Here is a 15,175-nt window from a genome sequence, read left to right on the forward strand (position 1 = left end):
GGAGCTCTCGGCGGGTGTGAGGGTGCCGGGTTACGCCAGACCGGGACCGCGTACCGGGATGCTGGTGAACGTCGGCTGCTCGGGTTCACGCGAGGTGAAGAAGTCGTTGCCCTTGTCGTCGACGACGATGAACGCCGGGAAGTCCTCGACCTCGATCTTCCAGACCGCCTCCATGCCGAGCTCCTCGTACTCGACGACCTCGACCTTCTTGATGCAGTCCTGCGCGAGGCGGGCGGCGGGGCCGCCGATCGAGCCGAGGTAGAAGCCGCCGTGCGTGCCGCAGGCGCTGGTCACCTGCTGCGAGCGGTTGCCCTTGGCCAGCATGACCTTGGAGCCGCCCGCCGCCTGGAACTGCTCGACGTACGAGTCCATGCGGCCGGCCGTGGTCGGGCCGAAGGAGCCGGAGGCGTAGCCCTCGGGGGTCTTGGCCGGGCCGGCGTAGTAGACCGGGTGGTCCTTGAGGTACTGCGGCATGTCCTCGCCCGCGTCCAGCCGCTCCTTGATCTTCGCGTGGGCGATGTCGCGCGCCACGACCAGCGGGCCGGTGAGGGAGAGGCGGGTCTTGACCGGGTGCTTGGTCAGCTCGGCCAGGATGTCGTCCATCGGCCGGTTGAGGTCGACGGTCACGACCTCGCCGTTCGAGAGACCCGCGGCGGAGCCGCCGGTGAGTTCGGTATCGGTGGTGTCCGGGAGGAAGCGGGCCGGGTCGCGCTCCAGCTGCTCCAGGAAGACGCCCTCGGCGGTGATCTTCGCGACGGCCTGGCGGTCGGCGGAGCAGGAGACCGCGATGGCGACCGGGCAGGACGCGCCGTGGCGGGGGAGGCGGACCACGCGGACGTCGTGGCAGAAGTACTTGCCGCCGAACTGGGCGCCGATGCCGAGCTTCTGCGTCAGCTCGAAGACCTTCTCCTCCAGGTCGGTGTCGCGGAAGCCGTGGCCGAGCGGGGAGCCCTCGGTGGGGAGCTCGTCCAGGTAGTGCGCGGAGGCGTACTTGGCGGTCTTCAGCGCGTGCTCGGCCGAGGTGCCGCCGACGACGATCGCCAGGTGGTACGGCGGGCAGGCCGCCGTGCCGAGCGAGCGGATCTTCTCCTCCAGGAACTTCATCATGGAGGCCTCGTTGAGGACCGCCTTGGTCTCCTGGAAGAGATAGGACTTGTTGGCGGAGCCGCCGCCCTTGGCCATGAAGAGGAACTTGTACGCGCCGCCGTCGGTCGCGTACAGCTCGATCTGCGCGGGCAGGTTCGAGCCGGTGTTCTTCTCGTCCCACATGGTCAGCGGGGCCATCTGCGAGTAGCGCAGGTTGAGCCTGGTGTACGCGTCGTAGATGCCGCGGGAGAGCGCTTCCTCGTCACCGCCCGACGTGAGGACGTTCTGGCCGCGCTTGCCCATGACGATCGCCGTGCCCGTGTCCTGGCACATGGGCAGGACGCCGGCCGCCGCGATGTTCGCGTTCTTGAGGAGGTCCAGGGCCACGAACTTGTCGTTCGCGGAGGCCTCGGGGTCGTCGATGATCCGCCGCAGCTGCGCGAGGTGGGCCGGGCGCAGGAAGTGCTGGATGTCGTGGATGGCCTCCTCGGCGAGCTTGCGCAGCGCCTCCGGCTCGACCTTGAGGAACGTACGGCCGTCGGCCTCGAAGGTCGAGACGCCCTCGGAGGTCACCAGCCGGTACGGGGTGGTGTCCTCGCCCAGGGGCAGCAGGTCGGTGTACGCAAACTCTGGCATGACGGCAGTCATCCTCACTCGGGCGGACAGCGCTGACGACCGATTTGGCAGCGCGGTCAACCAGCCTAGGACCTCCTTGTGGGGATGTGTCTGTGAGGTAAGGCTCACCAGCGACTATCGCGATCTATCGTGTCTCGCTATGCTGGTCGACGTGGACATGGAAAAGCACCCCGCAGGCCCTGCCGCTCCCGCCGCTCCCGCTGCCCCTGCCGCCGGCGGGCTGCGGGCCTCCGACGCCGACCGCGACCGGATCGCGCAGATCCTGTCCGACGCGCTCGCCGAGGGCCGGCTGACCCCGGACGAGCACTCCGAGCGCCTGGACTCCCTGTACACCCGGAAGACCGTCGCCGAACTGGACGTTCTGGTACGGGACCTGCCCGCGCCCGGCGGCGCCCCGGCGTCGTCCGCGTACGCGCCGGGCGCCGCGGGCCACGCCCCGGCGGGACCGGCCGGCCTGCCCGGCGCCGCCGAGACGGTGGTCGCCGTGTGCAGCAGCTCCGCCCGCAAGGGGCGGTGGCGGCCGGCGGCGCAGACCCGCGCGGTCTCCGTCATGGGCGACATCACCATCGACCTCACCGAGGCCGTCTTCGAACAGCAGGTCACCGAGATCAACGTGGCGTGCGTGCTCGGGAACGTGGAGATCCTGGTCCCGGAGAACGTCACCTTGCGCGGCCACGGCAGCGGCGTCCTCGGCAACTTCGAGGTCCACGGCGAGGGGCGGCCGGGTACGGACCCGAACGCCCCGGTGGTGATCATTCGCGGCTTCGCCCTGCTGGGCAACATCGAGGCCCGCCCCAAGCTCGGCGCCCGCCTGGTCGACCTGGCCCACAGGCTGCACAAGCGCCTGCACGGATAGCCGCGGCCGGCCGCGCCGCCCCCGGGTGCGCGGCGGCCGCGTTCCTGCGTCGGATTTCGGTCGAGTTTTCCCCGGGCCCCGGGCGCGCCGCACGCAGTGCATAGGGCCGCGTACAGCGGGTAGGGACAGGTGCATCGTCTCTCGCTTGCGTATCCGTCGTCAGGAGTAGACCGTGCAGCATCCGCCGCATCAGTCCCTGCAGGTAGCCGCCGTACAGACCCTTCAGGCACGTCCGGCCGCCGTGCCGAAGGCGCGGGTGCCTGCTCGGGAGGATGACGGCCCATGGCATGCGGAGGCGGTGTGCCGGCGGGACGAGGCGGGACTGTTCTTCGCGCCGTCCAAGGAGCCCACGGCGGCCCGGCTGTCCCGCGAGGAGGCCGCCAAACGGGTCTGCGCCCGCTGTCCCGTGATGGTCGCCTGCCGCGAGCACGCCCTGCTCCAGCCCGAGCCGTACGGGGTGTGGGGCGGGCTCACCGCGGCCGAGCGCCGGGTGGTGCTGGCCCGGCGCCGGCGCAGGGCGGCGGAATTGCGCCAGGCGGCGCCGGGAGCCGGGCCGATAGCCGCCGCGGGCTGAGGCCCGTACGCGCGCATGCGAGAGGGGCGGTCCCGCCGCACACGGGAACCGCCCCTCTCGCTGTGCCGGCACGGTCGCCGGCGGGGTGCGCTCGCACCCGGCGCCCGGACCCAGGCGGGCCCGGACCCAGGCGGGCCCGGGTCCGGGCGGGCCGGACTCCTACTTCGCGCGGTCGAAGTCGATGGCGCTGTACGCGCGCAGCTTCGACAGGCGGTGGGTGGAGTCGATCTGCCGGATCGTGCCGGACTTCGAGCGCATGACCAGGGAGGACGTGGTCGCGGTCTCCGAGCGGTAGCGGATGCCGCGCAGCAGCTCGCCGTCCGTGATGCCGGTGGCGACGAAGAAGACGTTGTCGCCGGACACCAGGTCGTTGGTGTGCAGGACCCGGTCCAGGTCGTGGCCCGCGTCGAGGGCCTTCTGCCGCTCGGCGTCGTCCTTCGGCCACAGCTTGCCCTGGATGACACCGCCCAGGCACTTTATGGCGCAGGCCGAGATGATGCCCTCCGGGGTGCCGCCGATTCCCATCAGCATGTCCACGCCGGTACCCTCGCGCACCGCCATGACCGAGCCGGCGACGTCGCCGTCGGAGATGAACTTGATCCGGGCGCCGGTCTCGCGGATCTCCTTGACGATGCCCTCGTGGCGGGGGCGGTCCAGGATGACCACGGTGACGTCCTCGACCGCCATGGACTTGGCCTTGGCGACGCGGCGGATGTTGACCGACACGGGGGCGTTGATGTCGACGAAGTCGGCGGCCTCGGGGCCGGTGACCAGCTTGTCCATGTAGAAGACCGCGGAGGGGTCGAACATGGTGCCGCGGTCGGCGGCGGCCAGGACGGCGATGGCGTTCGGCATGCCCTTGGCGTTCAGGGTGGTGCCGTCGATCGGGTCCACGGCGATGTCGACCTCGGCGCCGGTGCCGTCGCCGACCCGCTCGCCGTTGTAGAGCATCGGGGCTTCGTCCTTCTCTCCCTCGCCGATGACGACGACGCCGTTCATCGAGACGGTGGAGATCAGGGTCCGCATCGCATTGACCGCGGCGCCGTCGGCGCCGATCTTGTCCCCGCGTCCGACCCACCGGCCCGCGGCCAGGGCCGCGGCCTCGGTCACCCGGACGAGTTCCAGGGCGAGGTTGCGGTCGGGTGCCTCGGGGGCGACTTCGAGCTGGGGCGGCAGGTTGTGCTCGGTCATCGGAGCGCACCTTTCTGTACGACGACGGCCGGGAAGGTGAGGGTGCTGGAACTCTATCCCTACATCGACAAACTGAGCAGGGCGGGGCACGTATGAGCGGATTATCGGTCAGGGGGTTGTCCTGAGCGAACGTCTTGCGGAGGGCTCGCGGAGGCGGTGCGGAGGGCGTGCGGAGGCCTCGGGGACGGGCCCGCGCGCGCCGCGCCCACCCCGGCGGTGATCGCCCGGGGCCATGGGGGACGATGGTGGCGTGGCAGGTATGAAGGGCAAGCAGACGGTCTGGGACATGGTCCGGTCACTGGCGGTGATCGGCGTCGTCGTCGCGGGCATCTACATTTTCGTCCCGCATGACGACAAGGCCGATCCCACGCACGTGGTGGACTACCGCGTGGAGACGATCACGGCGCGGCGCGCGGCGCCGTACCCGGTCGGGGCGCCGGTGGGGCTGCCGGCCGAGTGGCGGGCGACGTCCGTCACCTTCGACCGCAGGGACGCCAACGCCTGGCACCTGGGCTTCCTGGACCCGAACGGCCAGTACGTGGCCATCGAGCAGTCCAGCGACGTCTCGGGCAAGTACCTCTCCAGGGTCACCCAGAGGGCGGCGGCCACCGGGGAGACGCAGCAGGTCGGCGACGTGGCGTGGGAGCGCTGGGACGGCGCGAAGTACGACGCCCTCGTGCGGCGCGAGCAGGGCCACGTCACGGTGGTGACCGGGACGGCCCCGTTCGAGGACCTCGGCAGGATGGCGGCGGCCCTGGAGTTCAAGCACGGGTAGCAAGCCCCGGCGCATCCCGTGTACCCCGCGCATCCCGTGTACCCCGCGCATCCCGTGTACCCCGCGCATCCCGTGTACCCCGCGCACCCGCATCCCGCGCAGCTCGCGCATCACCGCATCACACGGAACGGTGAAAAGGCCGTGCATCCCGGAATTCCGGGGCGCACGGCCTTTCTGCGTTCCGCGTGGCGCTGCGGCGGCCGTCCGAGGGGGGCTCGGGGCGCTCGGGGCTCAGACGGTGGTGATGACCTCGTCGGCGGTCAGGCGCGGGCCGCGGGGGTGCGGGACGTCGCCCTCGGCCTTGCCGATGTTGATGACCATCAGCGGGGTGTGGTCGTCGTCCAGGAACTCCTTCTGGATGCCGGCGTGGTCGAAGCCGCCCATCGGGCCCGCGGCCAGGCCCGCGGCACGGACGCCCACGATGAAGTAGGCGGCCTGCATGGCGGAGTTCATCAGCGCGGCCCGCTCGCGGGCCGGGCGCTCGCTGAAGAAGGCGTCCTTGGCCTGCGGGAAGTGCGGCAGCAGGGTCGGCAGCTCCTCGTGGAACTCGTTGTCCGCGGAGAGGATCGCGACCAGCGGCGCGGCGGCGGTCTTGGCCTGGTTGCCCTGGTCCATCAGCTCCACGAGGCGCTCGCGGGCCTCGGGGGAGCGGACCAGGGTGACGCGCAGAGGCGTCGAGTTGAAGGCGGTGGGGCCGAGCTTGACCAGGTCGTAGATCGCCTGGACCTGCGCCTCGGTCACCGGCTCGTCCGAGAACGCGCTGGTGGTGCGGGCCTCGCGGAACAGCAGGTCCTGGGCGGCGGTGTCGAGAACGAGGGACATCGGAAAGCCTTCTTCCATACGGGGGTGGAGCGTCGCCACCGACTCTACGGCCAGTTTGGTCAAACTTTCAACTAAATCCGGCCGTGAGTGGCGTGCATCACTCCCCCCGGCCCCTACTCCTCGGACGCCGCCGCCTCGCGGGCCGCGAGTGCCGAGTCCAGGCGGGCGCGGGCGCCCTCCAGCCAGTGCCGGCAGACCTTCGCGAGCTCCTCGCCCCGCTCCCAGAGCGCGAGCGACTCCTCCAGGGAGGTGCCGCCGGCCTCCAGCTTCCGGACGACCTCGATGAGCTCGTCGCGGGCTTGCTCGTACCCCAACGAGGTATCGGTTTCCGTCATTCCTGTACCGCCTCCGGTCTCGTGCCCGCCAGTGCAACGGGAAGATGTGTCATGTCCGCTCGGTGGCCGACTCGGTGGCCAGCTCGGTGGCCGGATCGGTGACCCGAACCGCGAACTCGCCCTCGGCCACCCGTGCCCGCAGCACCTCGTCCGGAGCCACGTCCTGCGGCGAGCGCACCACGTGCCCGTCCGCGCGCTGCAGGACCGCGTACCCCCGCTCCAGCGTCGCCGCCGGCGACAGCGCGACCACCCGGGCCAGGGTGTGCGCGAGCTCCGAGTCCGCCCGGTCCAGCAGGTGCCCCAGCGTGCGCCGGCTGCGCCCCAGCAGGGCCTCCAGCTCGTCCTCCCGGGTCTCCACCATCCGCTGCGGATGGACGAACACCGGCCGCGCCAGCGCGTGCGCGAGCCCCCGCTCCTCCCGGTCGAGCAGGGCGCGCACCGCGCGCAGCCCCCGCTCCTGGAACTGGCGCACCCGCTCCAGCTCCTCCCCGACGTCCGGGACGACCTTCTTCGCCGCGTCCGTCGGGGTGGAGGCGCGCAGGTCCGCGACGAGGTCCAGCAGCGGCGAGTCCGGCTCGTGCCCGATCGCCGAGACCACCGGCGTACGGGCCGCCGCGACCGTCCGGACGACCTCCTCGTCGGAGAACGGCAGCAGGTCCTCCACGCTGCCGCCGCCGCGCGCCACGATGATCACGTCGACCTCGTCCAGGGCGTCGAGCTCCTTGACCGCCTGGATCACCTGGGGCACCGCGTGCACGCCCTGCACGGCGACGTTGCGCACCTCGAAGCGGACCGCCGGCCAGCGGCGCCGGGCGTTCTCCAGGACGTCCCGCTCGGCCGCCGACGCCCGCCCCACCACCAGCCCGATCAGCTGCGGCAGGAACGGCAGCGACTTCTTGCGGTCCGGCGCGAACAGCCCCTCGGCGGCCAGCGACCGCTTGAGCCGCTCCAGCCGGGCGAGCAGCTCGCCGATGCCGACCGGCCGTATCTCGGTGGCCCGCAGCGACAGCTGGCCGCGCGGCGCGTACCACTCGGGCTTGGCCAGCAGGACGACCCGCGAGCCCTCCGTGACGGCGTCCGCGACCTCCTCGTAGACCTGCCGGAAGCAGGTCACGCTCAGCGAGATGTCGTGCGAGGGATCGCGCAGCGTCAGGAAGACCACGCCCGCCCCCGGCCGCCGCGAGAGCTGCGTGATCTGCCCCTCCACCCAGACCTGGCCGAGCCGGTCGATCCAGCCCCCGATGAGCCGGGACACCTGACCGACTGGCAGCGGCGCGTCGGCCGACGTATTCAGACCCATGCAGGCAGGCTAGCCGCCGGGACCGACAGCGTCTGCGGGGCCGCCCCGATCACGCCCGCCGGGACGTCCGGGCGGTCACCGCGACGGCCGCCACCGCGCCCGGAACCGGAATCCGTCGTTACCGCCGTCGTCCCTGCGGGGGACACCCGGAACGGACGCACAACACGGACACACGACGCACAACACGGACACACGACACGGACGCCCGGCGCGGCCCCGGCGGCCGGGCCGAACGGGCGGCGTACGGCCTCGCCGGGCCCCCGTACGATGGACCGCATGAGTGCTGCCGCCGCCCCTGGTCCTGCTTCCCGCCGCGTCCTGCTCGCCGCCCCCCGCGGCTACTGCGCGGGCGTCGACCGAGCCGTGATCGCTGTCGAGAAGGCCCTCGAACAGTACGGTGCGCCGGTCTACGTCCGGCACGAGATCGTGCACAACAAGTACGTCGTCCAGACGCTGCAGAAGAAGGGCGCCATCTTCGTCGAGAAGACGGAGGAGGTCCCCCCGGGCAACATCGTCATGTTCTCCGCCCACGGCGTGGCCCCGGTCGTGCACGAGGAGGCGGAGCGCGGCCGGCTCGCGACGATCGACGCGACCTGCCCGCTGGTCACCAAGGTCCACAAGGAGGCCATCCGGTACGCGAAGGAGGACTTCGACATCCTCCTGATCGGCCACGAGGGCCACGAGGAGGTCATCGGCACCTCCGGCGAGGCCCCGGACCACATCACGATCGTCGACGGCCCGGACGACGTCGACAAGGTCACCGTCCGCGACGAGTCCAAGGTCGTCTGGCTCTCGCAGACCACGCTGTCGGTCGACGAGACCATGGAGACCGTCGACGCGCTCAAGACGAAGTTCCCGCTGCTCGTCTCCCCGCCCAGCGACGACATCTGCTACGCCACCTCCAACCGGCAGGCCGCGGTCAAGGCGATGGGCGGCGACTCCGACCTGGTCATCGTCGTCGGCTCCAAGAACTCCTCCAACTCGATCCGCCTGGTCGAGGTCGCGCTGGACGCGGGCGCGCGGGCCGCGCACCTCGTCGACTTCGCGAGCGAGATCGACGAGGCCTGGCTGGACGGCGTCAGCACGGTCGGCCTGACCTCGGGCGCCTCGGTGCCGGAGGTGCTCGTCGAGCAGGTCCTGGAGTGGCTCGCCGAGCGCGGCTTCGCGGACGTGGAGATCGTCAAGACGGCCGAGGAGTCCATCACCTTCTCCCTGCCGAAGGAGCTGCGCCGCGACCTCCGGTCGGAGGCCGCCGCACTGGTCGCAGACGAGTAGCCGTTTCCGTACCGTGAGTCCATGCAGATCTTCGGTGTGGACATCGGCGGTACCGGGATCAAGGGCGCGCCCGTGGACCTGGACCGCGGCGGCCTGGCACAGGAGCGCCACAAGGTACTGACACCGCAGCCGGCCACCCCCGACGGGGTGGCCGGCTGCGTCGTCGAGGTGGTCCGCCACTTCGACTGGGACGGCCCCGTCGGGGTGACCTTCCCGGGCGTCGTCACCGGCGGCGTCACCCGAACGGCGGCCAACATGGACGCGTCGTGGATCGGCGTCGACACCGCCGCCCTGCTCGCGCGGCAGCTGGACGGCCGCCCGGTCACCGTCCTCAACGACGCCGACGCCGCCGGGATCGCCGAGATGACGTACGGCGCCGGCCGCGGCCGCGCCGGCACCGTCATCCTCCTGACCCTGGGCACGGGCATCGGCAGCGCCGTGTTCACGGACGGGCGGCTCGTCCCGAACTCGGAGCTCGGCCACCTGGAGCTCAAGGGCCACGACGCGGAGAAGCGGGCGTCGGTCCGCGCCAAGGAGGAGGGGGACCTCACCTGGGAGCGCTGGGCGCGCCGGCTCCAGAGGTACCTGGCGCACGTGGAGATGCTGTTCTCGCCGGACCTGTTCATCCTGGGCGGCGGCGTCAGCCGCAAACCGGAGAAGTTCCTGCCGCTGATCGACGGCATCCGGGCGGAGATCGTCCCGGCGGAACTCCAGAACAACGCGGGCATCGTCGGCGCGGCGATGGCGGCGGCCCCGGGGCCGGCGGACCGCAAGGACCGGTGAAGGCGGCGACGAGGACGACGAGGACGACCAGGACTGCGAGGACTGCGAGGACTACCAGGACTACGAGGACTGGGAAGCCCGGCGGGGGAGGCGGCGGCGCCCGATCAGCACGGCCTTCCGTACGGCGGCGATCAGCGCCGCGACCAGGGTCCCCCCGTACAGCCAGCCGGCGTGCAGCGACAGGGCCGACACCAGGCCCATGACCTGCGCGCCGAACCCGCCCGAGTCGCCGGAGATCGGCCACACCCCGACGGCGAAGGCGATCGGCACGGCGATCGGCGCGGTGATCAGGTCGGCGGGCCGCACCCACAGCGCCGTCGCGGCCGCGACGGGCACGAACAGCAGCCCGTACACGAACAGCGAGCCGTCGAACAGCAGCCAGGCCAGCCCGGCGACGAGCGTCATGGACACGCACGCGAACAGCCCGCCGCCGAGCCCGGTCAGCCGCGGCCGCGGCAGCCTGCGCACGGCAGCCGGCCGGGGCCGCCCGCCGCCGCCCTGGGCGGGCACACCGCCGGGGCGCCGGGGCTGCTGCCGCTGCGAGTGGTGAGGGGCCGAACGCGTCCTGTAGTGCTCCACCCCCCAAAACTAGGCGGGCCGGGTGCGCTATCGCCGTGGGGACACGCGTACAACGCGACCCGCTCATCGGAAAGTAAACTGTCCGGTGGCCCGCTCCCGGGCCGCCGCCCCCTCCAGCTACGGGAAGTCGCCAACGTGTCGCTCACGATCGGAATCGTCGGCCTGCCGAATGTCGGCAAGTCGACCCTGTTCAACGCCCTGACCAAGAACGACGTACTGGCGGCCAACTACCCGTTCGCCACCATCGAGCCCAACGTGGGCGTCGTCGGCGTCCCCGACGAGCGCCTGGCCAAGCTGGCCGAGGTCTTCAACTCGCAGCGGATCCTCCCGGCGACCGTCGACTTCGTCGACATCGCCGGCATCGTCCGCGGCGCGAGCGAGGGCGAGGGCCTGGGCAACAAGTTCCTCGCGAACATCCGCGAGTCGGACGCGATCTGCCAGGTCATCCGCGCCTTCAAGGACGAGAACGTCGTCCACGTCGACGGCAAGGTCTCGCCCAAGGACGACATCGAGACGATCAACACCGAGCTGATCCTCGCCGACCTGCAGACCATCGAGAAGGTCCTGCCGCGCCTGGCCAAGGAAGCCCGCATCAAGAAGGACACGGCCCCGAAGGTCGCAGCCGTCGAGGCGGCCAAGGAGATCCTGGAGAAGGGCGACACCCTCTTCTCCCAGGGCATCGTCCAGGGCTCCGACAAGGCCGAGCTCCTCCACGACCTGCACCTCCTCACGACGAAGCCGTTCCTCTACGTCTTCAACGTCGACGAGGACGAGCTGACGGACGACTCCTTCAAGGCCGAGCAGCGCACCCTGGTCGCCCCCGCCGAGGCGATCTTCCTGAACGCCAAGCTGGAGGCGGACCTCGCCGAGCTCGACGAGGCCGACGCCATGGAGCTCCTCCAGTCCGTCGGCGCCGAGGAGCCCGGCCTGGCCACCCTGGCCCGCGTCGGCTTCGACACCCTGGGCCTCCAGACCTACCTGACGGCCGGCCCGAAGGAAGCCCGCGCCTGGACCATCAAGAAGGGCGCCACGGCCCCCGAGGCGGCCGGTGTCATCCACACCGACTTCCAGAAGGGCTTCATCAAGGCCGAGGTCATCCACTTCGCCGACCTGGTCGAGTGCGGATCGGTCGCCGAGGCCCGCGCCGCGGGCAAGGCCCGCATGGAGGGCAAGGACTACGTCATGCAGGACGGCGACGTCGTCGAATTCCGCTTCAACGTGTAGTCGGTTCGTTGCCGCATGTGAGATAGCTTGGTCAAATATGCAGGTCAGAAGGGGTCGGACGTGAGCGAGTCCGACCCCTTCTGCCTTCCCGTGCCGACTTGGCGCTGACTTTTCAGCTGCTGCGCGGCGGTGTGAGCTTGTCGAGGTCCAGGCTGATCTCGAAGGGCACCGGGCGTTGGAGGGTGCCCCGGAAGATTCCGGCCGGCGCGTAGGCGCCGGTCGGTTCGTCGAGCTCGTAGACGTGAACCACGGGCGCCCCGTCCTCGTCCTCGATGCACCAGTAGTGCGGGATGCCGGCCTCCGCGTACTTGCGGAGTTTTACCGTGCGATCGCGATGTGCGGACTCGGGTGAGACGACCTCGATGACGAGCCGGACATCCTCCGGTGCGAACCAGGTACGGTCACCGTCGAAGTCGGCCGTCGTCACCAGCAGGTCCGGTTCGGGACGGTTGCGCGGATCCAGCTTGATGGTCATCTCGCGGCCGACTCTGGTGTCGGTGGGCACCTGTTCCATGAGTGCGACCGTGAGCATGGTGACGAGGTGGCCGTGCCACCACCTCTGGGGCGACATCATGAAGACGAGGGCTCCGTCGATGAGCTCGGTGTGGCGTGGCGCCTCGGGGAGGCGGTCCAGGTCCTCCGCGAACCAGCCTTCCGCGCGAGGCGGGCGCATCCAGTCGGGCAGTGCGGTCATGGCTTCACGGTAGCGGCCCGCGGCTCAGGCCGGAGAGCGTTCGAGCATCGGGGACGGTGCGGGCCGCGGCGGCCGGCCGGGAGCGGGCGCAGCGCGGCGGGGCCCGAAGCGGGGTCGAACGTGTACCCGACGCCGTGGCCGGGGCCGCTGTTCCCACTACGTGCGGGACCAGCCGTCGGCGAAGTCGCAGTGGAGGTCCGTCCAGCGGCGAAGCCCGGCGGGGGTGTGGCCGGGGTAGCCGAGGCGTCCCACGCCCTTGACCCACTCGTCCCAGAGGCCGTCGGGCTCCGTGAAGGGGTCGGCGTGGTGGGTACCGAGGAGGGCGTCGAGGCGGAGGAGGGCGCCCAGGGCGGCGGGCTGGTCGTAGTCCAGGTCGGTGCGGGGGAGGTAGCGGTCGAGGCAGGCCGTGAGGATCTCACCCGCGCAGTCTCGTTGCAGGTTCCGCCGGTATGCCACGGATTTCTCCGCCTCGGCGTACCCAGCCGGTCCGCGGCCAGTCCGCAGACACTTCCGCTTCGCTGTGAGATCGGCGTGTTGCCGCATGTGAGGTGATTTCACAGGCGTGCAGGTGGGGAGGGGCGGCTTCTCGTGGGGCGACCCTTTTGCCGTCACCGTGCCGGGTGTTGGCGGGGTCGTCTTCCCGCAGTGCGGGTTTACCGCCCCTGGGGATCTTGAAACGGGGTAGATGGTGGATGAACATGATTGAGCGTTGTCTCCTCGGCGCGGCAGTCCGCCCGGCTCGGCACATCCCCAAGAGAGAGAAGCCATGCACCGCTCCGCCACCGCCCTCCTCGTCTGAACCGCGCCGCCCGACCTGGAGACCGCTTTCCCATGATGATCCTCCTCGGCGCCTTCCTGGTGCTGGCCATCGCCTCCGTCGTACGCACCACGGCGGGATTCGGCTTCTCCCTGGTGGCCGTCCCGCCCCTGGCGCTGCTCATCGACCCGGCGAGCGCGGTGGTCGTGGCCGGCATCATGGCCGCCCCGCTCAGCCTGGTGATCGCCGTCCGTGACTGGCGGTACGTCGACCGCCGCCTGATGACGGCCACCCTGCTGTCCGGGCTGGCCGGCGTGCCGTTCGGAGTGTGGCTGCTGGCCACGCTCTCGTCGCGGGTGCTGCTGTTCATCATCACGGCGGTGGTCCTGCTGGGCACGTTCATCGTGTGGCGGAAGATCACGCTGGGCGGCGGCCTGGGCGCGGTGATGGCCGTGGGGATGTTCTCCGGAGCCTCCTTCGCCGCCACCGGCATCGACGGCCCTCCGATGGTCGCCGCGTTCCAGAGCATGAAGCTGGAGCCCAGGGTCCAGCGCGCCACGCTGGGCGTGGTCTTCTCCGGCACCAGCCTGGCCGCGCTGGTCGGGTTCGGGATCAGCGGCCAGCTCACCGCGACCGTCGGACAGATGCTCCTCGTCGGGGTGCCGGCCCTGCTCATCGGGATATTCGTCGGCGAGAAGGCCTTCAGCCGCCTGAACGCCGAGCGTCTCCGCCAGGTGATCCTCGGCCTGCTGGTCGTCAGCTCGCTGTCGGTGGTCCTGCGCGCGGCCACCGCCTGACACCCTGCCTGACACCCCGCCGCACCACGGCTGTCGGCTGCTCCCCGCCGGCCGGCCGAGGAGGTCGGCTCGATCATCCGGTCGAGTCGGCGGGCTCCTCGGGGGCCGCTGCGACCGCGTTCGGGGGCTATACCGGATCGGGAGCGTCGTCCGGTGCCGGGCGGGGAAGGGTCGGGGCATGTTCGTTACTGCGCGTGCGGCCCGCAAGGGGCTCCTTCCGCTGATCAAGAAGGTCAACGAGAGCCACGAGGCCATCGAGATCGTGTCCGAGCACGGCGATGCCGTCCTGCTGTCCGCCGAGGACTATGCGGCGCTCCGTGAAGGCTCGCACGCGGTGCAGCACCACCCGCTGCAGCACCACCCGGCGCACGACCGCCGTGTGCTCGTGGCGCACAGGGGTCCCGGCGTGGTGTGACGCGCGTCGTCACAGGCCGCGGACTGCGGCGATCGTGAAGGCGGTCGGGGTGCCCGTGCCGCCCATGGGGCCGCCCTTGTCGAACTGGGACCGGACCACCAGCGTCCGGCCCGGGGTGCGGGCCAGCGTCGTCGGGATCTGCAGGGACGGGTCCGTGAGGGTGTGGACCAGGCGGGCGCGGGTGCCGTCCGGGGTCAGGTGCCACCGGGTCAGGGTGTTGGTGGTGTTGTGGGCCACCCGCAGGCTGCCGTCGGCGGCGAGGTCCAGGCCGTCGGCGTGGACGAGGCCGCCGCCCTGGAGGGTGACGCGTGACAGTGCGCCGGTGCGCAGGTCGATGCGGTGGAGGTCGCCCGCGACCATGTCCACGGTGAGCAGGTAGCGGCCCGCCCGGTCCGAGGTGATGCCGTTGAGGCTGAAGGCGCGTCCGGGGACCGGGGTGAGCCGGCCGCTCAGGTCGTACGCGGGGGTGAGGGTCCCGGAGCCCGCCGCCAGATCGTGCGGGGTGACCCGGTAGACGACCGTGCGGACGCTGTCCGTCAGGTACGCCGTGCCGTCCGGGGTGACGGTGAGGTCGTTGACGAAGCGCGGGCCGGCCCCGGGGACGTCGAAGCGGGCCAGGCGGGCGCCGGTGGCGGTGTCGTACACGGTGACGCCGGCGGTGGAGTCGGTCACCCACAGGCGGCCGCGGGCGTCGACGCGCAGGCCGTTGGCCGTGCGGCGGCCGTCGGTTCCGGCGGGCAGGAACACCTCGGCGCGCGCCCGGCCGGGCAGGGCCCGGTAGACGGTGCCGTCCGCGTACGAGCCGACGTAGACCGCCCGGGTGCGGGGGTCGGTGGCGATGCCCTCCGGGTAGACCCTCTCGCCGGGGAGGGTGAAGGCCGTGGTGATCCGGCCGCCGCCGCCGTGCGGTTCCGCCGCCACCGCCGTCGGTGCGGTGGTCAGGGTGAGTGCTGCCGTCAGGGTGAGGACTGCGGTGGGCAGGAGCTTCTTCGGCATCCGGGCTTTCTCCTTCTTCCGCCGATCATTAGGAGTCTCTGTTCGAGGTGAGTGTGAACATAGATTAGAGCTCTAACATC

17 protein-coding genes are annotated in these 15,175 nt (G+C 71.3%); 8 read left to right on the plus strand and 9 right to left on the minus strand.

The window, feature by feature from the left end; genetic code table 11:
• Positions 1–30: 30 nt before the first annotated feature.
• A complete protein-coding gene (locus ACIQUT_RS12750) occupies positions 31–1,722 on the minus strand; it encodes a fumarate hydratase (protein WP_403562305.1) in 1,692 nt (563 codons plus the stop codon).
• A 151-nt stretch (positions 1,723–1,873) separates the two neighbouring features.
• Between ACIQUT_RS12750 and ACIQUT_RS12755 the strand changes: the two genes are divergently transcribed.
• Positions 1,874–2,578, plus strand: a complete 705-nt coding sequence (locus ACIQUT_RS12755; protein WP_403562307.1) for a DUF1707 domain-containing protein — start codon at positions 1,874–1,876, stop codon at positions 2,576–2,578.
• Positions 2,579–2,750: 172 nt separating this feature from the next.
• Entirely contained in the window at positions 2,751–3,152 is a 402-nt protein-coding gene (locus ACIQUT_RS12760; RefSeq protein WP_385422903.1) for a WhiB family transcriptional regulator, read from the plus strand.
• A gap of 159 nt (positions 3,153–3,311) precedes the next feature.
• Here ACIQUT_RS12760 and glpX read toward each other — a convergent pair whose 3' ends face one another.
• Entirely contained in the window at positions 3,312–4,343 is a 1,032-nt protein-coding gene (glpX, locus tag ACIQUT_RS12765) for a class II fructose-bisphosphatase (protein WP_403562309.1), read from the minus strand.
• Between the two features lie 259 nt (positions 4,344–4,602).
• Here glpX and ACIQUT_RS12770 point away from each other — a divergent pair, with 259 nt between their 5' ends.
• The gene (locus tag ACIQUT_RS12770; protein WP_403562514.1) at positions 4,603–5,118 is read left to right on the plus strand and encodes a DUF4245 domain-containing protein; all 516 of its coding nucleotides are present in this window, start codon (positions 4,603–4,605) and stop codon (positions 5,116–5,118) included.
• A 231-nt stretch (positions 5,119–5,349) separates the two neighbouring features.
• Here the strand turns inward: ACIQUT_RS12770 and ACIQUT_RS12775 are convergent, their stop codons facing one another.
• From ACIQUT_RS12775 to xseA, 3 genes are all read right to left on the minus strand, one after another.
• Complete coding sequence (locus ACIQUT_RS12775) at positions 5,350–5,940, minus strand: malonic semialdehyde reductase (RefSeq protein WP_403562311.1); 591 nt, start codon at positions 5,938–5,940, stop codon at positions 5,350–5,352.
• A gap of 113 nt (positions 5,941–6,053) precedes the next feature.
• Positions 6,054–6,275, minus strand: coding sequence for an exodeoxyribonuclease VII small subunit (locus tag ACIQUT_RS12780; RefSeq protein WP_403562313.1), 222 nt, complete (start codon positions 6,273–6,275; stop codon positions 6,054–6,056).
• A 49-nt stretch (positions 6,276–6,324) separates the two neighbouring features.
• Positions 6,325–7,575 carry an exodeoxyribonuclease VII large subunit gene (xseA, locus tag ACIQUT_RS12785; protein WP_403562315.1) on the minus strand — a complete coding sequence of 417 codons (1,251 nt, stop codon included), beginning with the start codon at positions 7,573–7,575 and terminating at the stop codon, positions 6,325–6,327.
• A 267-nt stretch (positions 7,576–7,842) separates the two neighbouring features.
• On the opposite strand from xseA, the gene ACIQUT_RS12790 reads away from it, so the two are divergent.
• Together ACIQUT_RS12790 and ppgK are read left to right on the plus strand one after the other, a co-directional pair.
• On the plus strand, positions 7,843–8,850 hold the full coding sequence (locus ACIQUT_RS12790) for a 4-hydroxy-3-methylbut-2-enyl diphosphate reductase (protein ID WP_403562317.1): 1,008 nt from the start codon (positions 7,843–7,845) through the stop codon (positions 8,848–8,850).
• A 21-nt stretch (positions 8,851–8,871) separates the two neighbouring features.
• Entirely contained in the window at positions 8,872–9,633 is a 762-nt protein-coding gene (gene ppgK / locus ACIQUT_RS12795; protein ID WP_403562319.1) for a polyphosphate--glucose phosphotransferase, read from the plus strand.
• A 60-nt stretch (positions 9,634–9,693) separates the two neighbouring features.
• Here ppgK and ACIQUT_RS12800 read toward each other — a convergent pair whose 3' ends face one another.
• On the minus strand, positions 9,694–10,212 hold the full coding sequence (locus ACIQUT_RS12800) for a DUF6542 domain-containing protein (protein WP_403562321.1): 519 nt from the start codon (positions 10,210–10,212) through the stop codon (positions 9,694–9,696).
• A gap of 135 nt (positions 10,213–10,347) precedes the next feature.
• On the opposite strand from ACIQUT_RS12800, the gene ychF reads away from it, so the two are divergent.
• The gene (ychF, locus tag ACIQUT_RS12805) at positions 10,348–11,436 is read left to right on the plus strand and encodes a redox-regulated ATPase YchF (RefSeq protein WP_403562323.1); all 1,089 of its coding nucleotides are present in this window, start codon (positions 10,348–10,350) and stop codon (positions 11,434–11,436) included.
• A gap of 112 nt (positions 11,437–11,548) precedes the next feature.
• Here ychF and ACIQUT_RS12810 read toward each other — a convergent pair whose 3' ends face one another.
• The gene (locus ACIQUT_RS12810; RefSeq protein WP_403562325.1) at positions 11,549–12,130 is read right to left on the minus strand and encodes a Uma2 family endonuclease; all 582 of its coding nucleotides are present in this window, start codon (positions 12,128–12,130) and stop codon (positions 11,549–11,551) included.
• A gap of 156 nt (positions 12,131–12,286) precedes the next feature.
• Complete coding sequence (locus ACIQUT_RS12815; RefSeq protein ID WP_403562327.1) at positions 12,287–12,586, minus strand: DUF6000 family protein; 300 nt, start codon at positions 12,584–12,586, stop codon at positions 12,287–12,289.
• Between the two features lie 375 nt (positions 12,587–12,961).
• Between ACIQUT_RS12815 and ACIQUT_RS12820 the strand changes: the two genes are divergently transcribed.
• Both ACIQUT_RS12820 and ACIQUT_RS12825 read left to right on the plus strand, forming a co-directional pair.
• On the plus strand, positions 12,962–13,684 hold the full coding sequence (locus tag ACIQUT_RS12820; protein WP_403562329.1) for a sulfite exporter TauE/SafE family protein: 723 nt from the start codon (positions 12,962–12,964) through the stop codon (positions 13,682–13,684).
• A 178-nt stretch (positions 13,685–13,862) separates the two neighbouring features.
• Positions 13,863–14,099 carry a type II toxin-antitoxin system Phd/YefM family antitoxin gene (locus ACIQUT_RS12825; RefSeq protein ID WP_403562331.1) on the plus strand — a complete coding sequence of 79 codons (237 nt, stop codon included), beginning with the start codon at positions 13,863–13,865 and terminating at the stop codon, positions 14,097–14,099.
• Between the two features lie 9 nt (positions 14,100–14,108).
• Here ACIQUT_RS12825 and ACIQUT_RS12830 read toward each other — a convergent pair whose 3' ends face one another.
• Positions 14,109–15,095, minus strand: a complete 987-nt coding sequence (locus tag ACIQUT_RS12830) for an SMP-30/gluconolactonase/LRE family protein (RefSeq protein WP_403562333.1) — start codon at positions 15,093–15,095, stop codon at positions 14,109–14,111.
• Positions 15,096–15,175: the final 80 nt, after the last annotated feature.

Source organism: Streptomyces sp. NPDC090445, assembly GCF_044769385.1.
Lineage (GTDB): Bacteria > Actinomycetota > Actinomycetes > Streptomycetales > Streptomycetaceae > Streptomyces.

Excerpts from the sequence above, each read along its gene's own strand:
- ACIQUT_RS12750 (WP_403562305.1), bottom strand. The coding sequence starts at position 1,722 with ATGCCAGAGTTTGCGTACACCGACCTGCTGCCCCTGGGCGAGGACACC.
- glpX (WP_403562309.1), bottom strand. The coding sequence starts at position 4,343 with ATGACCGAGCACAACCTGCCGCCCCAGCTCGAAGTCGCCCCCGAGGCA.
- ACIQUT_RS12770 (WP_403562514.1), top strand. The coding sequence starts at position 4,603 with ATGAAGGGCAAGCAGACGGTCTGGGACATGGTCCGGTCACTGGCGGTG.
- ACIQUT_RS12775 (WP_403562311.1), bottom strand. The coding sequence starts at position 5,940 with ATGTCCCTCGTTCTCGACACCGCCGCCCAGGACCTGCTGTTCCGCGAG.
- ACIQUT_RS12780 (WP_403562313.1), bottom strand. The coding sequence starts at position 6,275 with ATGACGGAAACCGATACCTCGTTGGGGTACGAGCAAGCCCGCGACGAG.
- xseA (WP_403562315.1), bottom strand. The coding sequence starts at position 7,575 with ATGGGTCTGAATACGTCGGCCGACGCGCCGCTGCCAGTCGGTCAGGTG.
- ACIQUT_RS12790 (WP_403562317.1), top strand. The coding sequence starts at position 7,843 with ATGGACCGCATGAGTGCTGCCGCCGCCCCTGGTCCTGCTTCCCGCCGC.
- ppgK (WP_403562319.1), top strand. The coding sequence starts at position 8,872 with ATGCAGATCTTCGGTGTGGACATCGGCGGTACCGGGATCAAGGGCGCG.
- ACIQUT_RS12810 (WP_403562325.1), bottom strand. The coding sequence starts at position 12,130 with ATGACCGCACTGCCCGACTGGATGCGCCCGCCTCGCGCGGAAGGCTGG.
- ACIQUT_RS12820 (WP_403562329.1), top strand. The coding sequence starts at position 12,962 with ATGATGATCCTCCTCGGCGCCTTCCTGGTGCTGGCCATCGCCTCCGTC.
- ACIQUT_RS12825 (WP_403562331.1), top strand. The coding sequence starts at position 13,863 with ATGTTCGTTACTGCGCGTGCGGCCCGCAAGGGGCTCCTTCCGCTGATC.
- ACIQUT_RS12830 (WP_403562333.1), bottom strand. The coding sequence starts at position 15,095 with ATGCCGAAGAAGCTCCTGCCCACCGCAGTCCTCACCCTGACGGCAGCA.